Genomic DNA, 25,399 nt, shown 5'->3' with positions numbered 1-25,399 from the left:
GGCGCACTCTCCAGGCCGTGAACCGGCCGCCGTGGCTGCCTGATCGGCGCCCGGCACACCGCTGCGGCGGCGGCCCGGACGGCACCGTGGTCCGTCCGGGCCGCCGCCGGGCCCGTCGCCGTCAGCCGTCGTCGACCGTCCGCGGGAGCAGCGGAAGGGTGAGCCGGAAGACGGAGCCCACGCCCGGGGTGCTGCGCGCCGTGACGGTGCCACCGTGCGTCTCCGCGAGTTTGCGCACGATCGACAGGCCGAGGCCGCTGCCGCCGGTCTGCCTGCTGCGGGACTTCTCGGCGCGCCAGAAACGGTCGAAGACGTGCGGGAGTTCGTCCGGCGCGATGCCCGCACCCGTGTCGGCCACGTCGATCCGTACGGTCCCGTCCGCCGCCCGGGAGTGCAGGGTCACCGTGCCGCCGCGGGGTGTGTGCCGGATCGCGTTGGAGACCAGGTTGCCGGTCATCTGCCGCAGCCGGACCGGGTCCGCGTCGATGAGCGTTTCGTCGGCGGCGGTGACGGTGAGCGTCACGCCACCGGCGTCCGCGTCGGCGCGGTGGGCGTTCGCGGTCTGCGCCAGCACGTCCGCGACCTGCACCGGCACCTTCCACAGCCGCAGCTCGCCCGCGTCGGCCGCCGCCAGATCGCGCAGGTCGTCGATGATGTGCTGAAGCAGCAGCGCCTCTTCGAGTACGGAGGCCAGCAGGTCCCCGTCATTGTCGACGACGCCGTCCTCCGCCGCCTCCAGCCAGCCCCGGATGTTGCTCAGCGGCGTGCGCAGCTCGTGCGCCACATCGCTGACCATCGCCTTGCGCAGCCGTTCGAGCTCCGCGCGCCGCCCGGCCATCGAGTTGAAGGCGACCGACAGCCGGCCGATCTCGTCACCGCCGGTCACCCGCACCTGGGCGGACGCGTCACCCTCCGCCAGCCGCTGCACCGCGGCGGTCAGCGCGCGCAGCGGACGCACCAGCCGGATGCCGGCCAGGACGGTGACGGCGACGGTCACCAGCAGCACCAGCGCCGCGCTCCCGGCGATCCGCGCCTTGTTGGCCGGGGACAGGGCGAAGAAGGTGGTCGCGGCGCGGCCCGGACTGGCGACGTACAGCTGCGCGGCGGGCGCGACGTACGGGGCGAGTTGTTCCGCGCGGCCGGCGGCGACGCACGAGGGGACCTGGGTCCCGCCGGACCAGCGCCCCGCGGCCACCGGCCTGCCGCCGGCGTCGAGCGACAGGGTCACGGCGGGCACGCCGCGGTGGGCGAGGCAGGTGTTGACGAGGGTACTCAGCGCGGACAGCGCCTTCGTCTCGGTGGGGGTCGGCTCGGCGAGCGCCGTGGTCGGGCACCCGGAGGTGGCGCTCACACCGGCCGGCAGCAGCCGGGGCCGCCCGCTCGGCCCCCGCTCGATACGGGTGTCGGCACCGGCCGTCCTCTGTAGGCATGCCTGGAGGCGCGAGGCGAGGACGTCGAGCATGTCGCGTTCGTCCCTGGGCAGCAGGAACGGTCCCGCCGCACGCGGGTCGATCCGGTCGCTCGCCGAGCGGGGCAGCAGGTCGGGGTCGACGGAGAGCGGGTCGATGACGGCAGTGGGCTTGGCGGGCGGCCGGAACGGTACACCGGGTTCCGGGTCGGAGTCGGCGACCGGCCGCGGGTGGCCCCGGACGGTCAGCACCATGCGGTGGCCCGTCCTGCGGGCGAGCGCGGCCACCGTGCCGCTCACGTCCGACCAGTCCGGATGCCGGGCCGCGTAGCCGAGCAGCGCGTCGTACGCCTTGGCGTCGTCGGCCAGCGCCTGGCCCTGTTCCTCGCGGATCGCGACGGCCGTCATCTGGACGACGACATACGCGGTGGCGGCGACCGAGCAGACGGACACGACCACGGACACCGCCAGCAGCCGCAGCAGCAGACTGTGGCGCAGCGGTACCTCACGGCGCGGCGGTTTCGGCATGATGCGCCAACGGGCCGTGCGGCGGCGGGACTTGGCTGCCGGATCGCCGCCGGTCCGGTTCGGGTCAGAGCCCATGGTCCGGGTTCCTCCGGCCGGTGGCGGGGCCGGGGTCCGCCCGGTCGGCGGGCGGCTCCTTGCCGACGAGTTTGTAGCCGAAGCCGTATACCGTCACCAGCCGGCGAGCTCTGCGCGGGTCCTGTTCGATCTTCTTGCGAAGGTTCATGACGTGCATGTCCACGGTCCGGACGTTGAGGTAGCGGTCGAAGCCGTGCAGCTGCTCCAGGATCTGCGCCCGGCTGAAAACCTGTCCCGGCCGCGATGCCAGCACCTCCAGGAGCCGGAACTCGCCCGGTGTGCAGTGGATACGGCGGTCGTGGGCCCACACCTCGTGGCGCCCGGGGTCCACGGTCAGCGGCCCGACCCGCAGTACGGGGTCCGGCACGACCACGCCCCCGCCCGTGCCCGCGCGGCCGCCGCGCCGCAGCAGGGACCGGGCGCGGGCCACCAGTTCGCGCGGGCTGGACGGTTTGCGCAGGTAGTCGTCCGCGCCCAGGTCCAGGCCGAGCAGCAGGTCGTCCTCGGCGGAACGGGCGGTCAGCATCAGCACCGGCAGGGCGGCGAGGCCCGCCTCGGCGCGCACGGTCCGGCACACGTCGAGACCGTCGACGAACGGCATCATCACGTCGAGGATCAGCAGGTCGGGCAGCCGGCGCCGGAGTTCCGCGAGCGCCGTCGCACCGTCGTACACCACGACCACGTCGTGGCCCTCGTGTTCCAGATAGCGGCGGACCAGATCCGCCTGTTTCCCGTCGTCCTCGGCGACGACCACACGTGCACACATGCGGTGAGTCTAGGAATACCGTGCGCCGCCCGGGGCGGCCGTGCGCGACCCCTATGAGCACACCATGAGTTCCTGACAGCTTTCTGACAAGTCATCGCGATGCTTGCCATCATGCGGAACACGAAACATCCCTCCCCCGCGGTCCGTACCGCCGCGTTCTCCGTCTGCGCGCTGCTCGCAGCAACCGTGCTGACCGCCTGTGGTGCGGGCGGCGACACCGGTGTCAAGGGCGCCAAGGACGGCGTCTCGACCCTGGAATCCGGCAGCCCGGCACCGAGCGGCAAGTCCGATACGTCCGCGTCCGCGAAGACCGACTCCCGGCGGCCGCAACTGCGCATGGACAGCACGGAGGAGGAGATCGACAAGCTCGACAACGCCTACAACGCCTGCCTCCAGTCCCACGGCGTCCCCATGAACACCAAGCGGGCCGAATTGGCGGGCGCCAAGCAGGCGGCGCCGATGCAGGGCAAGGACATCACCACGAAGTACAAGCCGGCCTTCGACGCGTGTCTGGTGAAGAAGCCCCGGCAGCCACCGGAGCAGGACCCGGAGATCAACCCGCACTACACGGACGACTACCGCAGCTACGTGAAGTGCATCAACAGCTCGGGTATGCGGGTCCACATGCTCCAGGACGAGCACGGCATCGCGAACGGCTGGAATTACGACGACAACGGCAACGGCGGGCTCTCCGACGCCGAGCAGACCAAGATCGACAAGAAGTGCCAGCTGGAGGCGTTCGGTGGCAAGAAGTGACGACGCCCCGGCGTCCGGCCGGGGCAGGCGGATCGCGGCCGTGGCGGCGGCCCTGACCGTGCTCTCCGGAGGCGCCGTCGGCGCGGTGGCGCTCTCCGCGCACGGCCGGGACCAGGAGCCCAAGGAAGCGGGCGTCCCCTCGGCGCAGACGACCGCCGTCGCGCGGCAGGACCTCGCCGACAGCCGGACGCTGACCGGCACCCTCGGCTTCGGCGGGCAGACCACGGTCAAGGGCGTGGGCAAGGGGCTCCTGACCCGGCTGCCGAAGGCGGATACGGCGGTGGCCCGCGGCAAGCCGCTGTACTGGGTCGACGACCGGCCCGTGATGGTGTTCTTCGGCGACACCCCCGTCTTCCGCGCCCTCGGCACCGCGGGGGTGCACGGGCGGGACGTGACCCTGCTCGCCGAGAACCTCCGGGCGCTCGGCTACGACACCGGCCCGGTGGCGAGCGCCCCGCCCCCGCGGGCGGGCGGCTCCGGCCAGGGCGCGGAGCCCGGCACCGAACTGACCGCCACGCTGCTCGCCGCCCTGAAGCGCTGGCAGCACGACACCGGACAGCAGGAGACCGGGAAGCTCGTCCCCGGGGAGGTCGTCGTGGTGCCCGGACCGTACCGGGTCAGCGGGCTCAAGGCGCAGCTCGGCGACCCGGTGGCGGAAGAGGTGCTGACCCTCACGTCCGTCCGCAAGTCGGTCCAGGTGAAGATGGACGCGCGGGACGCCGGTCCGATCCACAAGGGCGACCCCGTCACCCTCGCCTTGCCCAGCACCAAGACCGTGCCGGGCAAGGTCACGTCGATCGGGCAGACCGTGCAGGGCGGGCCCGAGGCGGACGCCCCGGGTTCGGCATCGGCCTCCGAAGCGACGCTCCAGGTCACCGTCGAGCCGGTCGACAGCGCCGCGGTGAAGGACCTCAAATCGGCATCCGTGCAGGTCACCTTCACCGCCGAGACGCGGAAGCAGGTGCTCACCGTCCCGGTCGGCGCGCTGCTGGCGCTGCGCGAGGGCGGCTACGCGCTCCAGCGGCCCGGCGGGCAACTCGTCGCCGTCAAGACCGGGTTGTTCGCGAAGGGCATGGTCGAGGTCTCGGGCGCGGGCATCAAGGAAGGCGACCGGGTGGTGACCACGTCGTGAGCCTGCCGTACACCCCACCGGCGGCCGGCGACGCGTCGCCGGCCGCCGTCCTCCCCCGCGATCCCGCCTCACCCGTCCTCACCGTCCGGAACGCGACGAAGGCGTACCACGGCGGCGTCAAGGCGCTCGACGACGTCTCGCTCACCATCGCCGAAGGCGATCTGCTGGCCATCGTCGGCCCGTCCGGATCCGGCAAATCGACGCTGCTGAACATCATGGGCACCCTCGACCTGCCGACCAGCGGCTCGGTCGAGATCGGCGGCAAGGACCCGGCCCAGCTGTCCGACCGCCGCCTGTCGGCGCTGCGCGGACGCTGGCTCGGCTTCGTCTTCCAGCAGTTCCACCTCACCGAGGGCCTGAGCGCGGCGGAGAACGTCGCCACCGGACTGCTGTACGCGGGCGTGCCCCGGCGGCAGCGCAGACCGCTGGCGGTCGCCGCGCTGGAACGGGTCGGGCTCGGCCACCGTGTCGGGCACCTGCCGCACCAGCTCTCGGGCGGTGAACGCCAGCGCGTGGCCATCGCCCGCGCACTCGTCAACCGGCCCGCGCTGGTCCTCGCCGACGAGCCGACCGGCGCCCTCGACACGGCCAACAGCCAGGCCGTGCTCGACCTGCTCATCCGGCTGAACACCGAGGGCACCACCATCGCGGTCATCACCCACGAACGGGACCTCGCGGCCCGGCTCCCGCGCCGGATCGAGATCCGCGACGGCCGCATCGTCGCCGACACCGCAGCGCACACCGAGGGCCCCCAGTGAAACGCACCGACACCGTCCCCGCCCCGACCGCCCTGGACGCCGACCCCAGCCGCCCGGTCCGGCTCGCCCCCTCCGACGTGCTGCGTCTGGGCCTGCTCGGGATCCGCACCCGCCGGATGCGCGCCGCGCTCTCCGCGCTCGGCATCTCCATCGGCATCGCCACCCTGATCCTGGTGACCAGCATCCCGGCCTCCAGCCAGCGCCACCTCGACCAGCAGTTGTCCGCGCTGGGCACGAACACGCTGCGCGCCGAGCCCATGACCAACCAGAAAACGCCCGTCCTGCTGCCCGAGGAGGCACCGGACATGGTCCGGCGGATCGGCCCGGTCACCCATGCGAGCGCCGTCGCCAACACCCATGCCCTGGTGCGCCGTTCGGACCGCACGGATCCCAACGACGGACTGGGCCTGACGGTGCTCGCGGCCCGGACCGACCTGCTGCCCGCGGTGAACGGCACCGTCCAGTCCGGTACGTTCCTGAAGGCCGCGACCGAGAACTTCCCGACGGTCGTCCTCGGCTACGAGGCGGCGGCCCGGCTCGGCATCCCCCGCCTGGCCCCCGGCCAGGAACCACCCCAGGTCATCATCGACGACACCTACTTCACCGTCGTCGGCATCCTCGGCCCGATGCGTCTCGCCCCCGACCTGGAACGCTCCGTCCTGGTGGGCTGGGGCGCCGCCAAAAAGACCCTGCATTTCGACGGGCATCCGACGGTCGTCTACACGACGGCACGCGAGGACTCCATCGAAGACGTCGCCTCGGTACTCGCGGCCACCGTCTACCCGCAGACCCCCGGCCTGATCCAGGTCAGCCGCCCCTCCGACGCCCTGGCCGCGAAACGCGCCACCGCATCGACGTTCTCGGCCCTCTTCCTCGGCCTCGCGGGCGTCGCCCTGCTGGTCGGCGGCGTCGGCGTCGCCAACACGATGTACATCTCCGTACTGGAACGCCGCCGCGAAATCGGCCTCCGCCGCGCTCTGGGCGCCCACCGCGGCCAGATCCGCGGCCAGTTCCTCACCGAGTCGGTGGCCCTGTCCCTCCTGGGCGGCATCCTGGGCACCGCCGTAGGCGTCCTGACCTCCCTCGCCTACGCCATCTATCAGGGCTGGCCCCCGGTCATCCCCCTGTCAGCAGTGGGCGCCGGCACCGCCGGAGCGATCGCGATCGGGGTGGTCGCGGGCGTGTACCCGTCGATGCGGGCTGCGCGACTGGCGCCCACCGAGGCGTTGGCGACGGGGTGAGGGAGCGCCCGGCGGGGCCCGGAATCCGGGTCGGGCGGCCGCCGGAGGCGATATGCGCCGACCCCCGCCCGGTGCCGCAGCGCGGCGCGCCCCTCCTCCGGTGGAATGACCGGGTGACGCGGAACACCGGATCCGACGAGGCCGGGCTGCGCGCGTCGGCCGGTCCCCGCTCCTTCGAACGAGGCCGGGGCGGGGACACCTGGACGCCGTGACCGTCAGGAAAGTGGGCGACAGCTGCCTCACGGCCACGGTCCATGGGACCAACGCATACGGGGGGAGCTTTCCCCGGGCGGACCCGACAGCCTGGGAGGTGAGTGCGACTGTCCGTACGGCGTAGCCGGCGACTTCCGCAAGCACCTGGTCGCCCCCGGCCTGACCGGGCCCGCCGAGGCGGACGCGCAGACGCACAGACGCGGCAGCGTGACCGGGCCCGGACTCGTGCTCGGGCCTCAACCGGCTCGTCGCGTCGATGCGTCACCCGAGAAAGGTCAGCCTCACCTGACGGCGCGGATTATCGCGATTCGTGTCCGCCAAACTCCGCTAAGACGACCGTCAGGGTAATCGATTCCGGCGCCCAATGGTCGGCAGTGGATCGGCGCCAGCTCAACGCTGTCTGGCCGCCGACGGCATCCCGGCGGTCTGTAAGTTCCCACTCGCCCCGCACGGGCTCTGGATCAGGTGGAGACACGAGCCAGGACGACGTCTCAGGGGGACAACCGGTCGTCGTCGCGCAGTCGGTACAGGACAGCCGCCGCGGCGTCGATGACGCTGCGGTCGGTGACGTGCTGTGTCGGATGGAGCTGCCGCCTGACCTGGTCAAGGCAGGTCGGCGGCACAGCCCACTGGGAAAGGGCTCTGTCAATCAGGCCCAGGAACGATCTGTCAGCTGAGCCAGACAGCCTGCGGCGTGGACCGTGCAGCACTCGGCCAGTTCGAACAGTTCCGCAGATTTGCCGAAGTCGCGGCCCAACACCGTCCACAGTTGCCCTCCACGAAGACGGCGATGCGGTCGCGCGTCATCTTCTGGAGGATCCTGTACCGGTTTTGAGAACGGAGGTAATGACGGGCGCAGAACACATCGGCGAGCCAGGTCGCCATGCTCTCCAGCAGACTGGGGACAAATCACTTGGTCACCGGCGAGAGCACTCCGGCGTACTGCTGTGCCGCCTGCAGGAAGCACATCGAGACCGTGGTCACGGCGTCGACCGATGACAAGGTCACAGAAACACGCTACGAGCTGGGCGTTCGGATGGGCAGTTCAGACACCCGGGTGGCTCACAGGTGTCGTCGGCAGGCGAAGTCGACCGCCCCGACGGCAGCTGCCATATACCCGACGGCGCTGGCCGCGACCAAAAGCGTGTCCGCGTTACCGCGACGACATCTACCTTCGCCTCGAGGTAGCAGCACTGCCGCTGCGCCGCTACCTGGCCGTCCGCGAGCGCTTCCTCGTCGTCCAGTACGACTGGATCTCGACACCACGACCGACCCATGGTTCATGGCAACCGCCCGCACGAAGGTGAGCGTCTTCGACGTCAATAGCGGCCACGAGGGACCACCAACCTTCGTGCGCCTGTGCGGCAAGCACCTGATCCGGTCCATCGACTCCACACCGGCCAGCCTCGCCTCCCCATACACAACCGCCGGTCGTATCCCGAGTTCATCATCGGCACCGATCTCGGCGCCGGCCAGCCCATCACCTTCACCCCGGGTCGGCTCAGCGACCACTTCCGCCGACGGTGGCGAGGCCCCCGCAGGGCGGGGATCGGGCTCGGGCGGGTGGTCGTGAAGTGCTCGCGCCGATCTTGTTCGCGCGTCGACCTCTGCTTGTCACGAACAAGATTGGCCGCGGGCCCCGGTGCGGCGCCCGACCGAGGCGGCGAGTCCGCAGCTTGAGCGGAACCCGAGCGGCCCTCCAGATAGGCATCTGAGATGAAAGTTTCCGGCGAGACAAATCGGAAAGCAATCCTCCGAAACCTCTCCGGACAATTCACACGTCAGCGGCGCTGAAGCAATTCTATTTTTCACGACACAAAAGACCGACCATCATGTATCCTGCGTTCGCCATCCAGAAATACGGTAATCAGCCGTTCTTCCGGCGGCTTTCGGGCAGCCTCTTCCCTGGCGCGGGATACGACGCCCTACGTCGATACCCCCGCCACGGCGGGACGGTCCGCACCGGAACACGACAGCGAAGGAAGACGCACCCGGAACTTCGGAAACACAACAACGGGGGAGCGAAGAGTTCCGTGTTACATGCGCGAAAGTCCGCGACAGCTTTGATCTCAACCCTCATTCTCGCCTGCTCGACCGCCGCCATGGCCACCTCCACCGCGGCCGACAAGCACCGGCTGAGTGGGGCCACCTATTACGTCGACTGTTCCTCAGGGAACGACACCGGGGCCGGCACCTCTGCCGGTACAGCCTGGCGCACGCTGCAGAAGGTGAACAGCGTCGCCTTCCACCCCGGGGACAACATCCTCTTCCACAAGGGCTCCACCTGCCGGGGCCAGCTGACACCCCAGGGCTCGGGCTCGGCGAAGTCGCCGATCAAGGTCATGTCCTACGGATCGGGCGCCCGGCCGAAGCTGGTGGCCTCCGACGCACGCGCCACCGTCTATCTGCACAACGCCGAGGGCTGGGAGATCCGCGGCCTGGACATCTCCGCCCCGGGCGACAACGTCACCGATCCCCGCACCGGCATCTACGTCGAGCTGACGGACTACGGCACCGGCTCGCACTACGTCTTCGCCGACAACTACGTGCACGACGTCGCCGGTTGCGACTGCACCAACCCGGGCCAGCCAGGCGGCGGGATCGTCTTCAACGCGACTGGCTCCCGGAAGGTCACCGCCTTCTCCGGGATCACCGTCACCGACAACACCCTCCGCGACGTCAGCGGCATCGGGATCGGCACTTCGTCACTCTGGGCCCGCCGGGCGCTCTACCCGGGCGGACCGGGCAGCGCCTACGGACCCGACACGGACGTCGTGGTGGAGCGCAACCACCTAAGCCGGCTCGGCGGTGACGGGATCAACATCACCAACGGCCAGCACGCGATGATCCAACACAACACCGTCGAGGGGTTCGGCCTCAAGGCGACCACCGATCACGCAGGCATCTGGGCGTGGAACTCCGACTACACCACGATGCAGTACAACACCATCGGCGGTGGCGACGCCGGCAAGTTCGGGGCGTTCGCCTTCGACGTCGACGGCGCGGACGTCGACGATCTCTACCAGTACAACGTCAGCCACGACAACAGCGGAATGATGTTGATCTGCTCGGTCGAGGGGCTGCCGTCGGACCGGCCGACGATCCGCTACAACATCAGCCAGAACGACCGCGACGCCTCCGGTGGCGTGATCATCCTGGGCTGCACCGAGCAGACGAACATCTCGATCTACGGCAACACCGTCTACGCCCCCACGGCCGACACACTGTGGTGGAACACCAGTCCTGACACCCCGCTGGTCGCGAACAACATCTTCGTCGGCAAGCCCGGGGGCTCGGCCTTCAAGGACACCACCAGCACCTTCAGCGGGAACCTCTACCGGAACGTCTCGACGGCCCCCGGGGACGCGCATCGGGTGGTGGGGGACCCGCGGTTCGTCAGCCCCGGCACCGCGACCTCCGTCGACGACGCCGCCGGGTACAAGCTGAAGAAGTCCTCCCCGGCGCTGGGCAGCGGAGTCCGCCTGCCCCAGGACGCGCCACGCGACTTCTTCGGCAACCCCGTCCCCGCCGCGCACCCGAACATGGGGGCGGACCAAGGAGCCGGTCTGTGACCGGACGGAACGGCTGACGGAACGGCGCAGCAAGGCGCACCACAACTCCGGGCGCCGTCCCCACGTATGCGACGGGGCCCGGAGTTCTGCGTATGTGGCCGGTGGGCTTGCCCACCGGCCACATACGTGTGCGCGTCGGCCCGACCGCAGGCGCTTGAGTTAGTTGCACCCTTACTAGTAACCTGGACACTATGACGTACAGGCGCTCAACGTTGGCTCTGGCCGTACTGTCCCTGCTGGCCGAGGTGGATCACCAACAGCAGCCCGGCATGCACCCCTACAAGATGCAGCGGTTGATGAAGGACCGCGGCAAGGGCGAAGTGGTCAACGTGGGCCAGCGGGCCAGCCTCTACCGCACCATCGACCGTCTGCACCGCAAGGGGTTGATCGAGGTACGGGAGAGCAGTCGCGAGCACAACCGCCCCGAGCGGACGCTCTACGCCCTCACGGACGAGGGCCGCGCCGTGTGGCGCGAGTGGATGCTCGATGCGCTGGCGGCTCCGACCCGTGAGTACCCGGAGTTCCTGGCCGCCATGGCGTTCGTCCCTCTTCTCGAACCGCACGAGGTGGCCGAACAGCTGGAGAAGCGCCACACCAACCTCGCCACCGAACTGGCCCGGCTCGACGCGCAGATCACGGCGTCGGGCGAATGGGGCCGGCTGTTCACCCTGGAGATGGAGTGCATGCGGGCCACGACCGCCGCGGAGCTGGACTGGGTGGAATCGGTGATCGCAGATCTGCACTCCGGGCGCATCACCTGGACCAAGGAGTGGCTGGCCGCGATGGCGGCCGCCCACGCCCGCTAGGACCTGCCGGCGGCGTGCCACCGCGCCCCGGACCACGGCGCCGACGCGCCACCCTCATGACGAAATGGGAGACCCCAATGCCCGGTTCACCTTTACATGTCATCATCATCGGCGCCGGAACGGGCGGACTCTGCCTCGCGCAGGGCCTCAAGCGGGCGGGCGTCAGCGTCGCGGTCTACGAGCGTGACCGCACCCGTCGCGACGGCCTGCAGGGCTACCGGGTCGGCATCGACGCCGACGGCAAGCGGGCCCTTCGGGCCAACCTGTCGCCCGAGCTGTACAGCACCTTCCTCGCCACCTGCGCTCAACGCCCCTTGTACGGCAACCAGATGACGCACGAGAAGAAGTTCCTCTTCTCGGCCGGTCCCGAGGTACTGAAGGCGGAGGACCAACCCTCGGAGGATGACGCCGACGAGTCAGTGAGCCGCATGACGCTGCGTCAGGTCCTGCTGACGGGTGTCGAGGACATCGTCCACTTCGACAAGCGCTTCACCCACTACGAGCAGCACGCCGACGGGCGGGTCACTGCCTTCTTCGCGGACGGCGAGTCCGCGACCGGGGATGTCCTGGTGGGCGCCGAAGGGGCCAACTCCCTCGTCCGCCAGCAGTATCTGCCGCACGCGAAGCTGGTCGACACCGGGCTGATCGGGATCACCGGCAAGACGCCGCTCACCGACGAGACCCGGGCGCTGCTGCCCAAGGAGGTCCTGGAGGGCGTCACTATGGTGCACGGACCGAAGGGGTTCATGTGCATCCTGCATGTGATGCGCTTCAAGTGGGACGAGGACGGAAGGCCGAAGGCCGGCATCGGCAGCACTGACACGGAGGCGCTGCGCGCCTGGCCCGGGATGCTCTACGACAACAGCCGCGACTACATCATGTGGGGCTTCGCCGCGTCGGACCGGTGGCTGCCGAAGGACGTCACACAGCTGCGCGGCGCCGGGATCCAGCAGCTCGTGATGGAGAAGACCGCCTCGTGGCACCCCGACTACCGACGGATCTTCTCGCTCGGGGACCCGGACAGCAGCTTCCCCCTGGTGATCCGGACGTCCGAGCCGATCGACCCGTGGAAGCCGAGCAGCGTCACGCTCATCGGTGATGCTATCCACACCATGACGCCGGGCCGCGGCGTGGGCGCCAACACCGCGCTGCGCGATGCCCAGCTGCTCACCCGCAAGCTGGCCGCCGCGCACCGCGGGGAGCTGTCCCTCCTCGACGCGGTGGGCGGGTACGAGTCCACCATGACGTCTTACGCCTGGGACGCCGTCATCAAGTCCCGTGCCCAGATGGACGGTCACTCCGTCATGCACAAGGGCGACCTGCTCGGCACTCTGGCTCGGACGGGTATGCGCACCGCGATGCGCACGATGAATCATCTGCCGCCGGTCAAGCGCAAGATCGTACTCGCCGAAAGCTCGTTCCGCGGAGCAGGTCGCGAGGACGAGGACTGACCTGACGGGCGGGCCGGATGCCTCGCGCGCCGTCCGGAACACGCGGGTGCCCCGCGTGTTCCGGACAGGTCACGGGACCCGCGGGCCGCCGGGTTCCGGCTCCTCCTCCGGCCACGGGAGCAACGGGACACCGACCAGCCATCCGGCGGAATACCCCAGGTGGGCCAGCATGTTCAGCAGGGCGCGCCCCACGGCGTGCCATGTTCCCGCGGCCGCCTTCGTCCGTCCACGGCGGTCAGTAGGCCGCGGAGACATGGAAGATCTCGAATGGGCGGCCGCCGTCGTGGTCTCGGAACGGGCGCAGCGGTGAGGTCCTGTCCCGGTGCGCGGCTCCAGCCTCCCAGGTGCGGAACGCGGCCGCGTCCCGCCACCGGCTGACCACCACGAAGACGCCATCATCGCCCATGCCCCGCCACAGCTCGTTGCCGAGCATGCCCGCCACTCCGGCCAGTTCCTTGCTGACCCGGTGGTAGGCGCTCTCGATCGCCGCGGCGTCCTCGGCGACGTGCCGGACGAGGACCCGGACCTCCTCGCTCATCCCTCGGCCTCCCAGTCCTGGTGGCCGGTCGCCGCGTCCGGGTCCGCCGTGAGGTGGGCGACGACCGTCATCGTGGTCATCGAACCGCCGCTGCGGTAGGGGTGGAGATGGCGGCGGTGGTCGAGGTGGCGGCGGCTCGTCTCGAACTCCCGGAAGCGGGGCTCGTCCACCCAGTCACTGACGATGTAGTAGACGCCGTCCTCGTCGAGGCTGCGGGAGAGCCACTGCCCCCGGTTGGCGGGGTGGGAGGTGACCGACGTGCCGACCTCCCGCCAGACCTTCTCGAAGTCCTGCTCCATGCCCGGCTTGATCTGCATCCGCAGCATCACCCGGAACGGCTGCGCCGCGCCGCCCATCAGGAGATCCCCCCGTCGACGGCGAGGGTGGCCCCGGTGACGTAGCTGGAGAGGTCGCTGGCCAGCCAGAGCACTGCCGCCGCGATCTCGTCGGGGGTGCCGAGCCGGCCGAGGGCCGTCTTGGCGCTGTAGCGGGTGCGCATCGCCTCGGCCTGTTCCGGGCTCATGGCGTCCAGGGCCTCGGTCGCGATGACACCGGCGGCGAGCACGTTGAAGCGCAGACCGCGGGAGCCGAACTCCTTGGCCAACGAGCGGGTCAGACCGCGCAGCGCCGCCTTGGTGGCGGTGTAGTGCGCGCGCAGCGGGATGCCGACCTCGGAGGACTTGGAGCCGAGGCTGATGACGGAGGCACGTGCGGCAAGTATCGGCAGGGCGTGCTGGATGACCAGATGGGCGGCGGTGAGGTTGGTGTCCATGATCCGCTGCCATTCGGCGAGCGGCAGATCGCCGTAGGGCACATGGCTGATGGCCCCGGCGTTGTTGACGACGACATCGAGGGTGCCCAGCCGGTCGGCGCACTCCCGGAGCAGGCCGGCGACCTGTTCGGGATCGGCGAGGTCGGCGCGGAGGACATGGTGGTTACCGCCGGTCTCCTTCAGCGCGCTCTCCAGGGAGGCGACGGCGTCGCCCTCCTGGCGGTGGCAGGTGACGACGTCGGCGCCTGCCCGGGCGAGTGCCAGCACCACGGCGCGTCCGATGCCGCGAGTTCCGCCGGTTACCAGGGCCTTCTTGCCCTCCAGGTTGAGTTGCACAGCAGCCTTCCCTTCATGAGTGGTGGTGGGGGCGGCGTGCCCGTTCAGAGCAGCAGGCCGCATCCCAGGCAGTTGGTGAGCAACGCGGTGACGGCGAGGACGCAGCGACCGCGGTTCCACGCCCCCCAGCCCGGGCGAGGGTCGCGGTCGGCGAAGTCCGGCGGGAGGTCCTGCGGGTCGAGCGAGCGGATCCACCGGTTGATAGGCACATTGCGGGTGACCGAGATGATGACCGCGGCCAGCACCAGAAGTGCGCTCGTGCCGAAGGCCCAGCGGGCCGCGGCCTGAGACTCCCCGGCGGCGAGGAGGATGTCGCCGAGGGCCGTGCCGAGGAAGCACACGGGCATGAACGGGTCGTAGCGGGTGGCGAAGAAGGCATGGGCGTGGACGTAGTGCCGCGGCGGCAGGGAGGCCAGCAGGGGCCAGCCGCCGAGCTGGGTGCCCATCAGGACGCCCGCCGCCAGGCCGTTGGCGAGCAGGACGAGGGGCACGACGAGGGCCGTCACGTCCGTACCTGTTCAGCGGGGAGCGTCGGTGCGCCGGGCGGCCGTCTCGATCTGTTCCTTGATGCGCCGCATCTGGGTGCCCGTGTTGGTGTGCAGTCGGGCGGTCATGGCGGCGTCGTCCAGCGGCAGACCGGGCTTGAGCTCGAAGTCCTGGACCCAGCGCATGTGCACGCCGTCAGCTTCCTGGGTGAACTCCCAGTAGATCCACATGTATTTGAAGTTCCCCGTCTCCACGCGGCGGGAGTGGACCACGTGGGCGTCCGGGTCGCTGACCCGCTCCGAGGCCCAGCTCCACGTCGTGCCGTTGGCGTCGGGGTGCAACGACAGCCGGAACCGGACACGGTTGCCCTCCCGCTCCAGGACGGTGGCCTCCGCGTACTCGCTGTACAGCGTCGTCCACGAGGGGACGTCGTTGGTCATCGCCCACACCAGGGACAGCGGTGCGTCGATCACGATGGTGTTGTCGACGTGTCCTGACATGCTCAGCTCCCTGCTTCGGTCAGTGCCTGGTTGACGCAGGCCACGAAGGCGCCCGGGCTCGTTGCCTCCAGGGCCGGTTCGTCGGCGATGGGGACCCCCACCGCACGCTGTACCTGGTTCGCCAGTTCCAGTACGGCGAGCGAGTCGTATCCCAGGTCGGCAAAGGCGACATCGGCGATGTCCCCCGACAGGTCGACCGACTCGTCCACCCCCACGCTGTCCTGCATCACCACACGGAGGTCATCCAGCGTGTAGTCGCTCATTCCGTCTCCTCTCCTTCGTCGTTCGCACCGGCCCCGGACCGGCGCAGGACCATGGCCGAGGTGAAGCCGCCGTGCCCGCGGGCGAGGACGACGGCCACCCGCAGTCGGCGGCGGCGCGGGGCCGCGGTGACCAGGTCGATGTCGCAGCCGGGCGCCGGGCGGGTGGTTCCCGCCGTGTGCGGGATGACGCCGTCGCGCAGGGCGAGCAGCGCGGTGGCCACGTCGAGAGCCGCGCCGCCGCCGTAGAGCCGTCCGGTGAGGGCCTTGGGCACGGTCACCGGCACCCCGTACGGCCCGAAGACAGCGCTGATCGCCCGGGCTTCGGTGAGGTCGCTCTCCGGCACCCCGCTGCCGTCCGCGAAGACGACGTCCACCTCGCCCGGAGTGGTCCCGGCGTCCTCCAGGGCGCGCTCCAGGGTGCGGCGCAGGACCGGCGGGCGGGTCGAGCCCGGGGGCGGGTCGAACCCGGCGGCGTAGCCGGCGATGGCGCCGTACCCGGCACCGGCCGGGACGGTCGAGGCATCCTGGGCCACAAGGATCGCCCCGCCTTCGCCCGGTACGGCGCCGCGCGCGTCCCGGTCGAAGGGGAGGTAGGCGCGGGCCGGGTCCTCCACGGTGGACAGGTGGCCGCCGACCAGCTGGGCGGTGAGACCGTAGGGGCACAGGGAGGCGTCCGTGCCACCGGTGACGACCAGTTGCACGTCGTCCCGCAGCAGGCGCCGGGCCTGGCCGATCGCATCGAGCCCGCCCGCCTGTTCACAGGCAAGGACGCCGCACGGTCCGCGCATTCCGTGCCGGATAGAGATCTGTCCCGTGGTGGCAGCGTAGAACCAGGCGATCGACTGGTACGCACCGACCCACGACGGGCCGTTGCGGTAGAGGCGTTCCATCTCGTGCTGCCCGAACTCGGTCCCGCCCGAGGAACTCGCCGTCACCACCGCCATGCCGTATTCGGGGAGGGCGGCCGGGTCGACACCGGCATCCGCCAGCGCGGCCTGTGCGGCCCACAGGGCCAGGTGCGTCCAGCGGTCGGTCTGCGGGACGAGCCGACGGGGCAGCGACTCCAGGGCATCGAAGCCCGGTACCTCACCGGCCAGCCGGACCGGGTAGGGCGAGGGGTCGAAGCGGCTGATGGCGCCGATGCCCGACTTCCCCGCCAGCACGGCCTGCCAGTGCGTGTCCGCGCCGAGGCCGGTGGGCGCGATCACGCCGAGGCCGGTGACGACGGCTCCGCGGGGCGTGGTCACGGCCGCCCCCTTCCGGCGGGCACCCGCCCGGTGCGGGGGTGGGACAGCAGGGCTGCGCTCTGAAACCCGCCGAATCCGCTGCCGACGCTCAGGACGGTGTGCATACGGTGTTCCCGGGCGATCAGGGGCACATAGTCGAGATCGCATTCGGCGTCGCGGGTCCGCAGGTTGGCGGTGGGCGGAACCACCTGCTCGCGCAGGGCGAGGGCGCACGCGGCGACCTCGAGCGACCCGATGGCGCCGAGCGAGTGCCCGATCATGGACTTGATGGAGCTGACCGGTACCTCGTAGGCGTGGGCACCCAGGCTGCGTTTGAAGGCGGCCGTCTCGTGCCGGTCGTTCTGCCGGGTGCCGGAGCCGTGGGCATTGACGTAGCCGACCGCAGTCGGCGCGAGGCGGGCCCGCCGCAGTGCGGTCGTGATCGCCTCGGCCATTTCGCGGCCGTCAGGCCGGAGTCCGGTCATGTGGTGGGCGTTGCTGCGGCTGGCGAAGCCGGCGATCTCCGCGTAGATCCGTGCACCGCGTGCCTGCGCCGCGCCGGCACGCTCCAGGACCAGGACCGCGGCGCCCTCGCCGAGGACGAAGCCGTCGCGATCGGCGTCGAAGGGGCGGGAGGCGTGCGCGGGGTCGTCGTTGTTGGGCGAGGTGGCCCGGATGGCATCGAAGCAGGCCGAGGTGATGGGCGAGAGCGGCGCGTCGGTCGCCCCGGCGAGGACGATGTCGGCGGAGCCCTCCTCGATGAGCTGGGCACCGTGCCCGATCGCGTCCAGGCCCGAGGTGCAGCCGGTGGAGACCAGCGCCACCGGCCCCTCCGCAGCCACCTCCCGGGCCACTTCCACCGCCAGCGAGCTGGGCACCATGTAGCCGTAGAGGTGCGGCACTCCGTAGGTGTGGTCCACCAGCCAGTTCCGTCCGTCATCGGACAGAACCTGGTACTCGCGCTCCAGGCTGGTGGTGCATCCCACGGCGCTGCCCAGGGAGACCGCCACTCGTCCGGGGTCGTCCGTCGGCATGTGCAGCCCGCTGTCCGCCAGCGCCTCCCGCGTGCTGACCACGGCGAACTGCGCCGCCCGGTCCATCCGCCGGACCTCCTGGTGCGTCAGGCCGCACGCCCCCGGGTCGAAGTCGACCTCGGCCGCGACCTGGGAGCGGAAGGCGGCCGGGTCGAAGCAGGTGATGCGCCGGGTGGCGGTGCGGCCGGCGGCCAGCAGCTCCCAGAACGCCTCCCGCCCGACCGCGCCCGGTGCCACCACGCCGATCCCGGTGATGACCGCCTTCTCAGCGCTCACCGGTCCGCCCGGACGTCGGGGTGCGGCTCACCGGCGGCGGCGACCGGCTCGGTGTCGACGTGGCCGAGCTCGGGGCGCGGGGCCAGCGGTGAGAGGTGGAAGACGCCGGTGGCGGTCTCCGTCCCGACGTTCACCAGCCGGTGACGCACCCCGATCGGTACGAACAGCGAGTCCCCGGCGGCGAGCACGACCGGCTCCCCGTCCATCGTCATCTCCACCACTCCGCCCACCACGTGGAGGAACTCCTCGGAGTACGGGTGGTAGTGCTCGGTGATGGCCTCGCCCGGGGCGAGGTGCAGTACGCCCCCGAAGCCGGAGGTGCAGCCGACGGTCCGGGGGCTGAGCGTCACCCTCAGCTCACCGCCCCTGCGGCGGTTGGCAGGGACATCGACGACGTTCAGCTTGCGGAGCCCTTCCGTGGTCACCGGAGCCTCCCCTGCCCCGCCGTCCAGATGTAGAACGGTGACGCCATGGCGTCCTTGGGCTCCTTCCAGCCGGGGTCGTACGGCGACACGAACGCGCTGAGCCGGGTGTTGATGTCGGAGTAGAGCGGGTGGCTGCGCGCACGGTGGAGGTTCGGGCCGATGTCCTCGTCCGCCTCGACCAGGTGGAAGTACAGGTCGTGAAAGGTGAACAGCGTCCTGCGGGACACGCCCACCATGTGCGGCAGCTCGGTCGCGTCGGACGCGCCGAAGACGTCCGCGATGCGCGCGGGATCGTCGGTCTTCAGCCTGGCGACGATCAACGTGCGGTGCATATCGCCCTCCTCGTGGGTGCGTGAGCTGTTCGGCCGACCGTCGCAGAGCGTTCTGGAAGTCGGCTGGAGGTGCCGTCAATCGGGTGTGGAGCGGGGCCGGGGCCGCGCCGGTGGGCTACCACCCGGCAATCCGCCCGCTGCGGAACAGCGCCCCGGTGGGGCCGTCGTCAGGCAGCCCGAGGGCCTGCACGACGTCGGTGGCGGCCTGCCGCGCGGTGCCTCGGCCGTCCGGCAGCATCCGGGTCCGGGTGGGCCCGGGGTTGACCGCGTTGACGAGCACACCGGTGCCCCGCGTCGCGGTGGCCAGCAGCGTGGTGAGCCCGTTGACGGCGGTCTTCGACATCGCGTAGCCGGGGGCACCGGGGAACAGTCCGTTGCTGAACGTGCCCGCGCCGCTGGAGAGGAGGACCACCCGTCCCCAGCCCCCGCGGACCATGTCGGGTACGAAGGTCTGGCAGACCCGCCAGGCGCCCAGGACGTTGACGTCGAGGGTGGCGCGGACCAGATCGACGGGGACTGTCAGCGGGTCGTACCCCGCATCCAGCAGCACGCCGGCGTTGCTCACCAGCGCGTCCACCGGACCGGCCGCGGCCCGGGCAGCCGCCACGCTCTCGGGCAGGGTCACGTCCAGGGGTACGCCCACCGCGCGGGAACCGGTCTCGGCGGCGGCGGTCCGGGCCGCGTCCGGGTCCCGGGCGGCGAGCACCACACGCCATCCGGCGCCGTGCAGGGCCTGGGCGGTGGCCAGGCCGATACCGCGGTTGGCCCCGGTGACCAGGGCGGTGCGGGGGGTCGCCATCGCTCTCCTCTCCGTGCGGACGGGTTCGGTGTGCGGACGGGACCCACCCTCGCCGTGCGGGCTCGACGCCCACTGAGGCGGCGCCCGCCCGGGTGCCCAGCGGTCTTCGAGCCGGGCACGAGCGGCGCCGCACACGATGACCGGCAACCGCGGCGGAAGGACGCACCGAGATGCGCTTGCTGTTCACCACCTGGGCCTGGCCGTCGCACCTGTACGCGCTCGTGCCACAGGCCTGGGCGTGCCGCGCCGCCGGACACGAGGTGCTCGTGGCCAGTCAGCCGGCGCTGGCCGAGGAAATCGGCCGGTGCGGGCTGCCGGCGGCCGTCACCGGCCATGACGTGGATGCGGTGGCCATGGTGCGGCGTTACGTGATCGGCGCGCCGCGCTCCGGTGCCGGTGGGCGCGGCGGCGGTCCGCGGGCCGCGGAGATGCTCCTCGCCCACGCCGAGTCCATGACCGACGGGCTGGTCGAGCTGATCTCGGAGTTCCGCCCGGACGTCGTGGTGTACGAACCCACCGCGCTGGCGGGCCCGTTGGCCGCTGCGGCAGAAGGGGTACCGGCCGTGCGTCATCTGTACGGAACGGATCTGATGGCCCGGGCGGGGCAGGTGCTGCCGGGGCTGCTGGCGCCGCTGGCCGCGCGGTACGGGCTGGAAGCCGTCGACCCGTTCTCCGCCCTGACCCTGGACCCCACTCCCCCGTCGCTGCGGCCGTCCGCCGCGCCGCCGGCCGTCCCGGTGCGGTACGTGCCGTTCAACGGCGGCGGCCGACCGGTCACGCTGCCGAAACCGGCCGCGCCTCGGGTCTGTGTGACCTGGGGACACACCATGGCGAAGCTGTCGGACCGGCGGTTCCTCCTCCCCGAGGTGCTGCGCGCCCTGCATCCGCTCGGCGTGGAGCTGGTGGCGGCCGTCTCCGCGGCGCAGGTGCCGCTGCTCGGCCGGCTGCCGGAGGGCGTGCGGGTGGTGGTGGACGCGCCGCTGCACAGTCTGCTGGAAACCTGCGACGGAGTGGTCGCGCACGGCGGCGCCGGCACCGTCCTCACCACGCTCCGCCGCGGTCTCCCGCTGCTGCTGATACCGCAGTTGCCGGACCATGCGGGGCATGCGGGGGTGGTCGCGGGCGTGGGTGCCGGGAGGCTTCTGCCGGCTGCGGACGCGACGCCGGAGCGGCTGCGGGAGGAGTGCCGGCGGCTGCTGGAGGACGGCGCCGCGCGGACGGCCGCCCGGCGTCTGCGGGAGGAGATGCGACGGCAGCCTCCGCCGTCCGCACGTGTCGGCGCCCTGGTGTCCGCCGCCGGCCGGCGCGTCCGGTCTTAGACAACTGACGAGGGGACGACATGTGCGGAGTGGCCGGGTGGATCGACTTCGAGCGGGATCTGACCGAGCACGGCAGCACGGTCCGCACGATGGTGGCCGCGATGTCCAACCGCGGGCCGGACGCCGAGGCGGTGTGGGCAGGCCGGCGGGTCGCGCTCGGCTTCCGGCGGCTGGCCGTCATCGACCCGTCGGGGAGCCGGCAGCCGATGACTGCGGAGCGGGACGGGGAGGTGCGGGCGGTCCTCGTGTACAACGGTGAGATCTACAACTACCGGGAGCTCAGGACCCGGTTGGCGGCCTGCGGCCACACCTTCCGCACGTCGGGCGACACCGAGGTGGTACTGGCCTCCTACCTGGAGTGGGGTGAGCGGTGCGTCGACTGGCTCGACGGGATGTTCGCCTTCGCGGTGTGGGACATCCGGCGTCAGGAACTGCTGCTGGCCCGCGACCGGCTCGGGGTCAAGCCGCTGTACTACGCGCCGACCCGCCGCGGCCTGCTGTTCGGCTCGGAGGTCAAGGCGCTCCTCGCCCACCCACTGGTCGACTCGGCGGTGGACGGCGAGGGGCTGGCGGAGTTGCTGTCGTACATCGCCACGCCGGGGCACGCCGTCTACTCCGGTGTCCGGCAGGTGCGGGCCGGACACATCCTGACCGTCCGGGACGGCGGGATCCGTGAGCGCGCCTACTGGTCGCTGCCGGGGCGCGAGCACACCGACGACCGGCCCACCACGGTGGACACCGTGCGGGGGCTGCTGTCCGAGGCGGTGGCCTCCCACCTGGTGGCCGACGTCCCGCTGTGCACCCTTCTCTCCGGTGGGCTGGACTCCAGCGCCCTCGTCGCACTGGCGGCGCGGCACGGTCGGCGGCCGCCGACCTTCGCGGTGGACTTCGAGGGGCACGCGGAGCGCTTCCGCAAGGACTTCTGGCACCAGAGCCCGGACGCCCCGCACGCGGCGGAGGTCGCCGCCTTCGTGGGGACCGACCACGAGCCGGTCGTGCTGCGCACCGAGGACCTGGCCGACCCTGTGGTCGGGCACGCCGCGATGACGGCGCAGGACCTGCCCAGGCCCACCCCGGACATGGACCGTTCGCTGTACCTGCTGCTGCGCGCCGTGCGGCAGCACTCGACGGTGGCACTGATGGGCGAGGCAGCCGACGAACTCTTCGGCGGATACCGGTCGTTCAGCGACGAGAACCTCGTGGACAGCGGCAACTTCCCCTGGGTCACGATGGGGTTCGGGGTCGCCCCGCACGGCATGAGCACCGGACTGCTGGACCGCTCGCTGCTGGAGAAGGTGGATGTGCCCGGCTACTCGGCGGACCGCTACGTCCAGGCGGTGCGCGAGGTGCCCACGGTGCCGGGCGAGGATGCCCGGGAGGCCCTGCTGCGCCGTGTCGGCTACCTCCACATGACGCGGTGGCTGCCGTTGCTGCTGACCCGCAGTGATCACTTGAGCATGTCGGTCGGGCTGGAGGTGCGGGTGCCCTACTGCGACCACCGGCTGGTCGAGTACGCCTTCAACATCCCCTGGCGGCTGAAGCGGTACGGCGGCGAGGAGAAGAGCCCGCTGCGTGCGGCGCTGGCCGGGCTGCTGCCGAAGCGGGTGCTGCACCGTCCCAAGAGCCCGTTCCCGATCACCCAGGACCCGGGCTACGGGCAGGTGCTGCGCGACCGGCTCGCGGAGCTGGTCGCCGATCCGCACTCCCCGGTGCGGCCCCTGCTCAACGTGCCGGCCGCCAAGCAGCTGCTGGCGGAGGGCCGGCCGGTGCGGACCACCGGCTGGGGGGAGCGCCGCGACGTGGAGATGGTGCTCCAACTCGACGCCTGGCTGCGGCACTATCACGTCCGGCTGGCGCTGTGACACCTACCAGAGAGGATGCTCCCATGCTGCGGGACCAGCTGATCACGAGCGCCGATGGGGTGCTGCACGAGGTGCTCGACCATCCGTTCTGGGCGGGGCTGCGCTCGGGCTCGCTCCCGGGTGAGGCGCTGACCCACTTCGTCGAGCAGGACACCGGGCATCTGCTGCCCGCGTACGGACGGGCGCTGGCCCGGTGCGCCGCGGGCGCCGCGGACGATGCGCACGCAGCATTCTTCGCCCGATCCGCGGTCGGCACGCTCCAGGCCCGGGACCGGCTGCGGGACGCCTTCACCGGGACCGCCCCCGACCTCGGCCTGCGCTCGCCGGCCATCGACGCACCGGCGGACCCCCTCACCCGGGCCCACTGCTCCTTCTTCCAGGCCGCGGCGGCCACGTCACCGGCGGCCGCCCTCGGCGCGCTGCTGCCCATGGCCTGGTTCAACCACCAGGTCTCCACCGATCTGGCGCGGCGCTGCGCGCCCGGTTCGCGCTACGCGCCCTGGGCCGCGCTGTACCAGCCCACGGAGGGCTATGCGCGCGTCGTCGAGCGCTTTCTGGGCGTCGCCGAGGAAACGGCGCAGCGGGGGTCGGACCACGACCGCGCACAGCTCGCCGACTTCTTCTCGCTGGGCGTCCGCTACGAGTGGACGTTCGCCGAGAGCGCCTGGGCGCGTCCCGACTGGCCCGTCAAACCCTGACCCTGCTCCCACCACGAGAGGCAAGGACGTCGATGACTTCCCCAACCCCCGTCCGCTACCCGTTCCCCTGGTCCCCGCCGATGGAGATACCCGAGGCGCTGCGCGGGCTGCGCAGCAGGTCGGCGGTCGAGGTGACGCTGCCCAGCGGTGACCGCGCGCTGATGGTCACCCGGTACGCCGACGTGCGCTCCCTCTTCGCCGACCACCGGCTGAGCCGCAACATCTCCCGCCGGCAACGCCCCGACGTCGCACGGATATCGGCCGACAACGAGCTGTTCGCCGACCCGGAGATCAACCCGGACCCGCCGGACCACATCCGGGTACGCGGCCTGGTGACCCGGGCCTTCACCGCGCGCCGGGTCGAGGCGCTGCGTCCGGTGGCGCAGTCCGTGTGTGACGAGCTCATCGACGCGATGGTCGCCGGTCCCCGCCCGCTCGACCTCAACGAGGCGTTCGCCTTTCCCCTGCCGATCCGCGTCATCTGCCGGCTGCTCGGAGTGCCACTGGAGGACATGGACCGCTTCCGTTACCTCGTCGACGGATTCCTGTCCGTGAGCAAACTGCCGGTCGAGGAGATGCAGCGGTGCCGTGAGGGGCTGTGGCACTACCTGGGCGAGCTGATCGACAGCAAGCGCGCGCATCCCGGCGAGGATCTGGTCAGCGGGCTGATCAAAGCCCAGGACGAGGACAACAACCGCCTCTCCGAGCACGAGTTGCAGTTCTGGACCCAGGGTCTGCTGATCGCCGGGTACGTCACCACCGCCAGTCAGATCGGTGCGAGCACGGCGGTGCTGTTGTACCACCGTGACCTGGTCGAGGAAATCCAGGCGGACTGGTCGCTGGTTCCGGGCGCGGTCGAGGAGCTGCTGCGGACCCAGATCATGGGTTCCTCGATCGGCACGATGCGGTACGCAGTGGCGGACATCCCGTTGTCGGACGGCTCCGTGATCGCCGAAGGCACCAGCGTCCTGCTGTCCGAGGAGTCGGCGAACATGGACGAGGAGGTGTTCCCCGAACCGTTCACGATCGACATCCGCCGTACGGACAACCACCACATGACGTTCGGCGCCGGTCTCCACTACTGCGCGGGGGCGGCACTGGCCCGTATGGAACTCCAGGTCGCCACCCGGTCGCTGCTCGAACGACTGCCGGATCTGCGACTCGCGGTCACCGGCGACCAACTCCCGCGCGGTCTGGGCGGGTTCACCGAGGGCTTCACCGAGATCCCCGTCACCTGGTAGGAGGAACCATGCGCGTTACCGCCAACCGCGCCACCTGCACCGTCAGCAGTCTGTGTGTCTACCGGGCTCCGGGCGTTTTCGACCAGAACGAGGAGGGCCATGTCGTCGTCCTGGTCCCGGAACCGCAGGACGACGCCGCCCGGGCGGCGGTGCGCGACGCCGCCCGCAGCTGCCCCACCCGCTCGATCCACATCGACGAGGAGGGCCAGTAGTGCCGTTCGCAGCGCTCACCTACGACATCCGGCCGGGTTGCGAGGACGAGGTGGCTGAGGTCTTCGCCGGTTTCCGCCGGGTCGGTTCCCCGTCGGTACCCGGCACCGGAGCCTCGCCGGCCGCCCGGCTCCTGGCCACCGCGGTGTTCCTCCGCGACGCGACACTGGTGCGGGTCATCGAGTACGAGGGCGACCTCGACGCCGTCGCCCGCCACATGGCCTGCCAGCCCAGTGTGCAGGAGGTCGAACGGCGGCTGAAGCCCTACCTGAACTCCCCGCGCGACACCGACACCCCCGAAGGCTTCGTCCGGACCTTCCACCAAAGTCTGCTGCGCTGCATCACCCACCTCGGCGCCCCCCGCGACTGAGCGCCC

At 71.1% G+C, this 25,399-nt stretch carries 26 protein-coding genes; 13 read left to right on the top strand and 13 right to left on the bottom strand.

The window, feature by feature from the left end; all coding sequences use genetic code 11:
* Positions 1–121: 121 nt before the first annotated feature.
* Positions 122–2,011 carry a sensor histidine kinase gene (locus ACLJWH_RS00615; protein WP_411139512.1) on the bottom strand — a complete coding sequence of 630 codons (1,890 nt, stop codon included), beginning with the start codon at positions 2,009–2,011 and terminating at the stop codon, positions 122–124.
* Entirely contained in the window at positions 2,001–2,777 is a 777-nt protein-coding gene (locus ACLJWH_RS00610) for a response regulator transcription factor (RefSeq protein WP_411139511.1), read from the bottom strand. The genes ACLJWH_RS00615 and ACLJWH_RS00610 overlap by 11 nt, the downstream gene beginning before the upstream one ends.
* Before the next feature lie 111 nt (positions 2,778–2,888).
* Between ACLJWH_RS00610 and ACLJWH_RS00605 the strand changes: the two genes are divergently transcribed.
* The 7 genes from ACLJWH_RS00605 to ACLJWH_RS00575 all read left to right on the top strand — a co-directional run bounded on the left by ACLJWH_RS00605 (position 2,889) and on the right by ACLJWH_RS00575 (position 12,706).
* On the top strand, positions 2,889–3,533 hold the full coding sequence (locus tag ACLJWH_RS00605) for a hypothetical protein (RefSeq protein ID WP_411139510.1): 645 nt from the start codon (positions 2,889–2,891) through the stop codon (positions 3,531–3,533).
* Entirely contained in the window at positions 3,520–4,665 is a 1,146-nt protein-coding gene (locus tag ACLJWH_RS00600) for a hypothetical protein (RefSeq protein WP_411139509.1), read from the top strand. The genes ACLJWH_RS00605 and ACLJWH_RS00600 overlap by 14 nt, the downstream gene beginning before the upstream one ends.
* Positions 4,662–5,423 (top strand): ABC transporter ATP-binding protein, encoded by a 762-nt coding sequence (locus ACLJWH_RS00595; RefSeq protein WP_411139508.1) that lies wholly within the window; start codon positions 4,662–4,664, stop codon positions 5,421–5,423. Before ACLJWH_RS00600 ends, ACLJWH_RS00595 begins: the two co-directional genes overlap by 4 nt.
* Positions 5,420–6,664 carry an ABC transporter permease gene (locus tag ACLJWH_RS00590; protein WP_411139507.1) on the top strand — a complete coding sequence of 415 codons (1,245 nt, stop codon included), beginning with the start codon at positions 5,420–5,422 and terminating at the stop codon, positions 6,662–6,664. The genes ACLJWH_RS00595 and ACLJWH_RS00590 overlap by 4 nt, the downstream gene beginning before the upstream one ends.
* 2,276 nt (positions 6,665–8,940) lie before the next feature.
* The gene (locus ACLJWH_RS00585) at positions 8,941–10,449 is read left to right on the top strand and encodes a right-handed parallel beta-helix repeat-containing protein (protein WP_411139506.1); all 1,509 of its coding nucleotides are present in this window, start codon (positions 8,941–8,943) and stop codon (positions 10,447–10,449) included.
* A 191-nt stretch (positions 10,450–10,640) separates the two neighbouring features.
* Positions 10,641–11,255, top strand: coding sequence for a PadR family transcriptional regulator (locus ACLJWH_RS00580; RefSeq protein WP_411139505.1), 615 nt, complete (start codon positions 10,641–10,643; stop codon positions 11,253–11,255).
* A gap of 77 nt (positions 11,256–11,332) precedes the next feature.
* Complete coding sequence (locus ACLJWH_RS00575; RefSeq protein ID WP_411139504.1) at positions 11,333–12,706, top strand: FAD-dependent oxidoreductase; 1,374 nt, start codon at positions 11,333–11,335, stop codon at positions 12,704–12,706.
* Between the two features lie 235 nt (positions 12,707–12,941).
* Here ACLJWH_RS00575 and ACLJWH_RS00570 read toward each other — a convergent pair whose 3' ends face one another.
* The 11 genes from ACLJWH_RS00570 to ACLJWH_RS00520 form a co-directional block, all read right to left on the bottom strand.
* Positions 12,942–13,244: an antibiotic biosynthesis monooxygenase family protein gene (locus tag ACLJWH_RS00570; RefSeq protein WP_411139503.1), complete on the bottom strand. Its 303-nt coding sequence runs from the start codon at positions 13,242–13,244 to the stop codon at positions 12,942–12,944.
* Complete coding sequence (locus ACLJWH_RS00565; RefSeq protein ID WP_411139502.1) at positions 13,241–13,600, bottom strand: antibiotic biosynthesis monooxygenase family protein; 360 nt, start codon at positions 13,598–13,600, stop codon at positions 13,241–13,243. Before ACLJWH_RS00565 ends, ACLJWH_RS00570 begins: the two co-directional genes overlap by 4 nt.
* A complete protein-coding gene (locus ACLJWH_RS00560; RefSeq protein ID WP_411139501.1) occupies positions 13,600–14,352 on the bottom strand; it encodes an SDR family NAD(P)-dependent oxidoreductase in 753 nt (250 codons plus the stop codon). Before ACLJWH_RS00560 ends, ACLJWH_RS00565 begins: the two co-directional genes overlap by 1 nt.
* Before the next feature lie 44 nt (positions 14,353–14,396).
* The gene (locus ACLJWH_RS00555; protein WP_411139500.1) at positions 14,397–14,858 is read right to left on the bottom strand and encodes an anthrone oxygenase family protein; all 462 of its coding nucleotides are present in this window, start codon (positions 14,856–14,858) and stop codon (positions 14,397–14,399) included.
* Positions 14,859–14,870: 12 nt separating this feature from the next.
* Complete coding sequence (locus tag ACLJWH_RS00550) at positions 14,871–15,338, bottom strand: SRPBCC family protein (RefSeq protein ID WP_411139499.1); 468 nt, start codon at positions 15,336–15,338, stop codon at positions 14,871–14,873.
* Positions 15,339–15,340: 2 nt separating this feature from the next.
* Positions 15,341–15,601 carry an acyl carrier protein gene (locus ACLJWH_RS00545; protein WP_411139498.1) on the bottom strand — a complete coding sequence of 87 codons (261 nt, stop codon included), beginning with the start codon at positions 15,599–15,601 and terminating at the stop codon, positions 15,341–15,343.
* Entirely contained in the window at positions 15,598–16,848 is a 1,251-nt protein-coding gene (locus tag ACLJWH_RS00540) for a ketosynthase chain-length factor (RefSeq protein WP_411139497.1), read from the bottom strand. The genes ACLJWH_RS00545 and ACLJWH_RS00540 overlap by 4 nt, the downstream gene beginning before the upstream one ends.
* Positions 16,845–18,137 (bottom strand): beta-ketoacyl-[acyl-carrier-protein] synthase family protein, encoded by a 1,293-nt coding sequence (locus tag ACLJWH_RS00535; protein ID WP_411139496.1) that lies wholly within the window; start codon positions 18,135–18,137, stop codon positions 16,845–16,847. Before ACLJWH_RS00535 ends, ACLJWH_RS00540 begins: the two co-directional genes overlap by 4 nt.
* Positions 18,134–18,562 carry a cupin domain-containing protein gene (locus tag ACLJWH_RS00530; protein WP_411139495.1) on the bottom strand — a complete coding sequence of 143 codons (429 nt, stop codon included), beginning with the start codon at positions 18,560–18,562 and terminating at the stop codon, positions 18,134–18,136. Before ACLJWH_RS00530 ends, ACLJWH_RS00535 begins: the two co-directional genes overlap by 4 nt.
* The gene (locus ACLJWH_RS00525; RefSeq protein ID WP_411139494.1) at positions 18,559–18,894 is read right to left on the bottom strand and encodes a TcmI family type II polyketide cyclase; all 336 of its coding nucleotides are present in this window, start codon (positions 18,892–18,894) and stop codon (positions 18,559–18,561) included. Before ACLJWH_RS00525 ends, ACLJWH_RS00530 begins: the two co-directional genes overlap by 4 nt.
* A gap of 115 nt (positions 18,895–19,009) precedes the next feature.
* Entirely contained in the window at positions 19,010–19,693 is a 684-nt protein-coding gene (locus ACLJWH_RS00520) for an SDR family NAD(P)-dependent oxidoreductase (RefSeq protein WP_411139493.1), read from the bottom strand.
* Positions 19,694–19,863: 170 nt separating this feature from the next.
* Here ACLJWH_RS00520 and ACLJWH_RS00515 point away from each other — a divergent pair, with 170 nt between their 5' ends.
* Genes ACLJWH_RS00515 through ACLJWH_RS00490 form a run of 6 tightly spaced genes read left to right on the top strand, consistent with a single transcriptional unit; the run spans position 19,864 to position 25,393 of the window.
* Positions 19,864–21,012 (top strand): nucleotide disphospho-sugar-binding domain-containing protein, encoded by a 1,149-nt coding sequence (locus ACLJWH_RS00515; protein WP_411139492.1) that lies wholly within the window; start codon positions 19,864–19,866, stop codon positions 21,010–21,012.
* A 20-nt stretch (positions 21,013–21,032) separates the two neighbouring features.
* Positions 21,033–22,874: an asparagine synthase (glutamine-hydrolyzing) gene (gene asnB / locus ACLJWH_RS00510; protein WP_411139491.1), complete on the top strand. Its 1,842-nt coding sequence runs from the start codon at positions 21,033–21,035 to the stop codon at positions 22,872–22,874.
* 23 nt (positions 22,875–22,897) lie between these two features.
* Positions 22,898–23,572 (top strand): TenA family protein, encoded by a 675-nt coding sequence (locus ACLJWH_RS00505; RefSeq protein WP_411139490.1) that lies wholly within the window; start codon positions 22,898–22,900, stop codon positions 23,570–23,572.
* A 32-nt stretch (positions 23,573–23,604) separates the two neighbouring features.
* Positions 23,605–24,813, top strand: a complete 1,209-nt coding sequence (locus tag ACLJWH_RS00500) for a cytochrome P450 (protein WP_411139489.1) — start codon at positions 23,605–23,607, stop codon at positions 24,811–24,813.
* 8 nt (positions 24,814–24,821) lie between these two features.
* Complete coding sequence (locus tag ACLJWH_RS00495; RefSeq protein WP_411139488.1) at positions 24,822–25,025, top strand: ferredoxin; 204 nt, start codon at positions 24,822–24,824, stop codon at positions 25,023–25,025.
* Positions 25,025–25,393, top strand: a complete 369-nt coding sequence (locus ACLJWH_RS00490; protein ID WP_411139487.1) for a SchA/CurD-like domain-containing protein — start codon at positions 25,025–25,027, stop codon at positions 25,391–25,393. Before ACLJWH_RS00495 ends, ACLJWH_RS00490 begins: the two co-directional genes overlap by 1 nt.
* Positions 25,394–25,399: the final 6 nt, after the last annotated feature.

Origin of the sequence: Streptomyces sp. x-80, from assembly GCF_046549095.1 — a bacterium.
GTDB classification, from domain to species: domain Bacteria; phylum Actinomycetota; class Actinomycetes; order Streptomycetales; family Streptomycetaceae; genus Streptomyces; species Streptomyces celluloflavus.
This window is presented reverse-complemented; position numbering and strand designations above follow the sequence as displayed.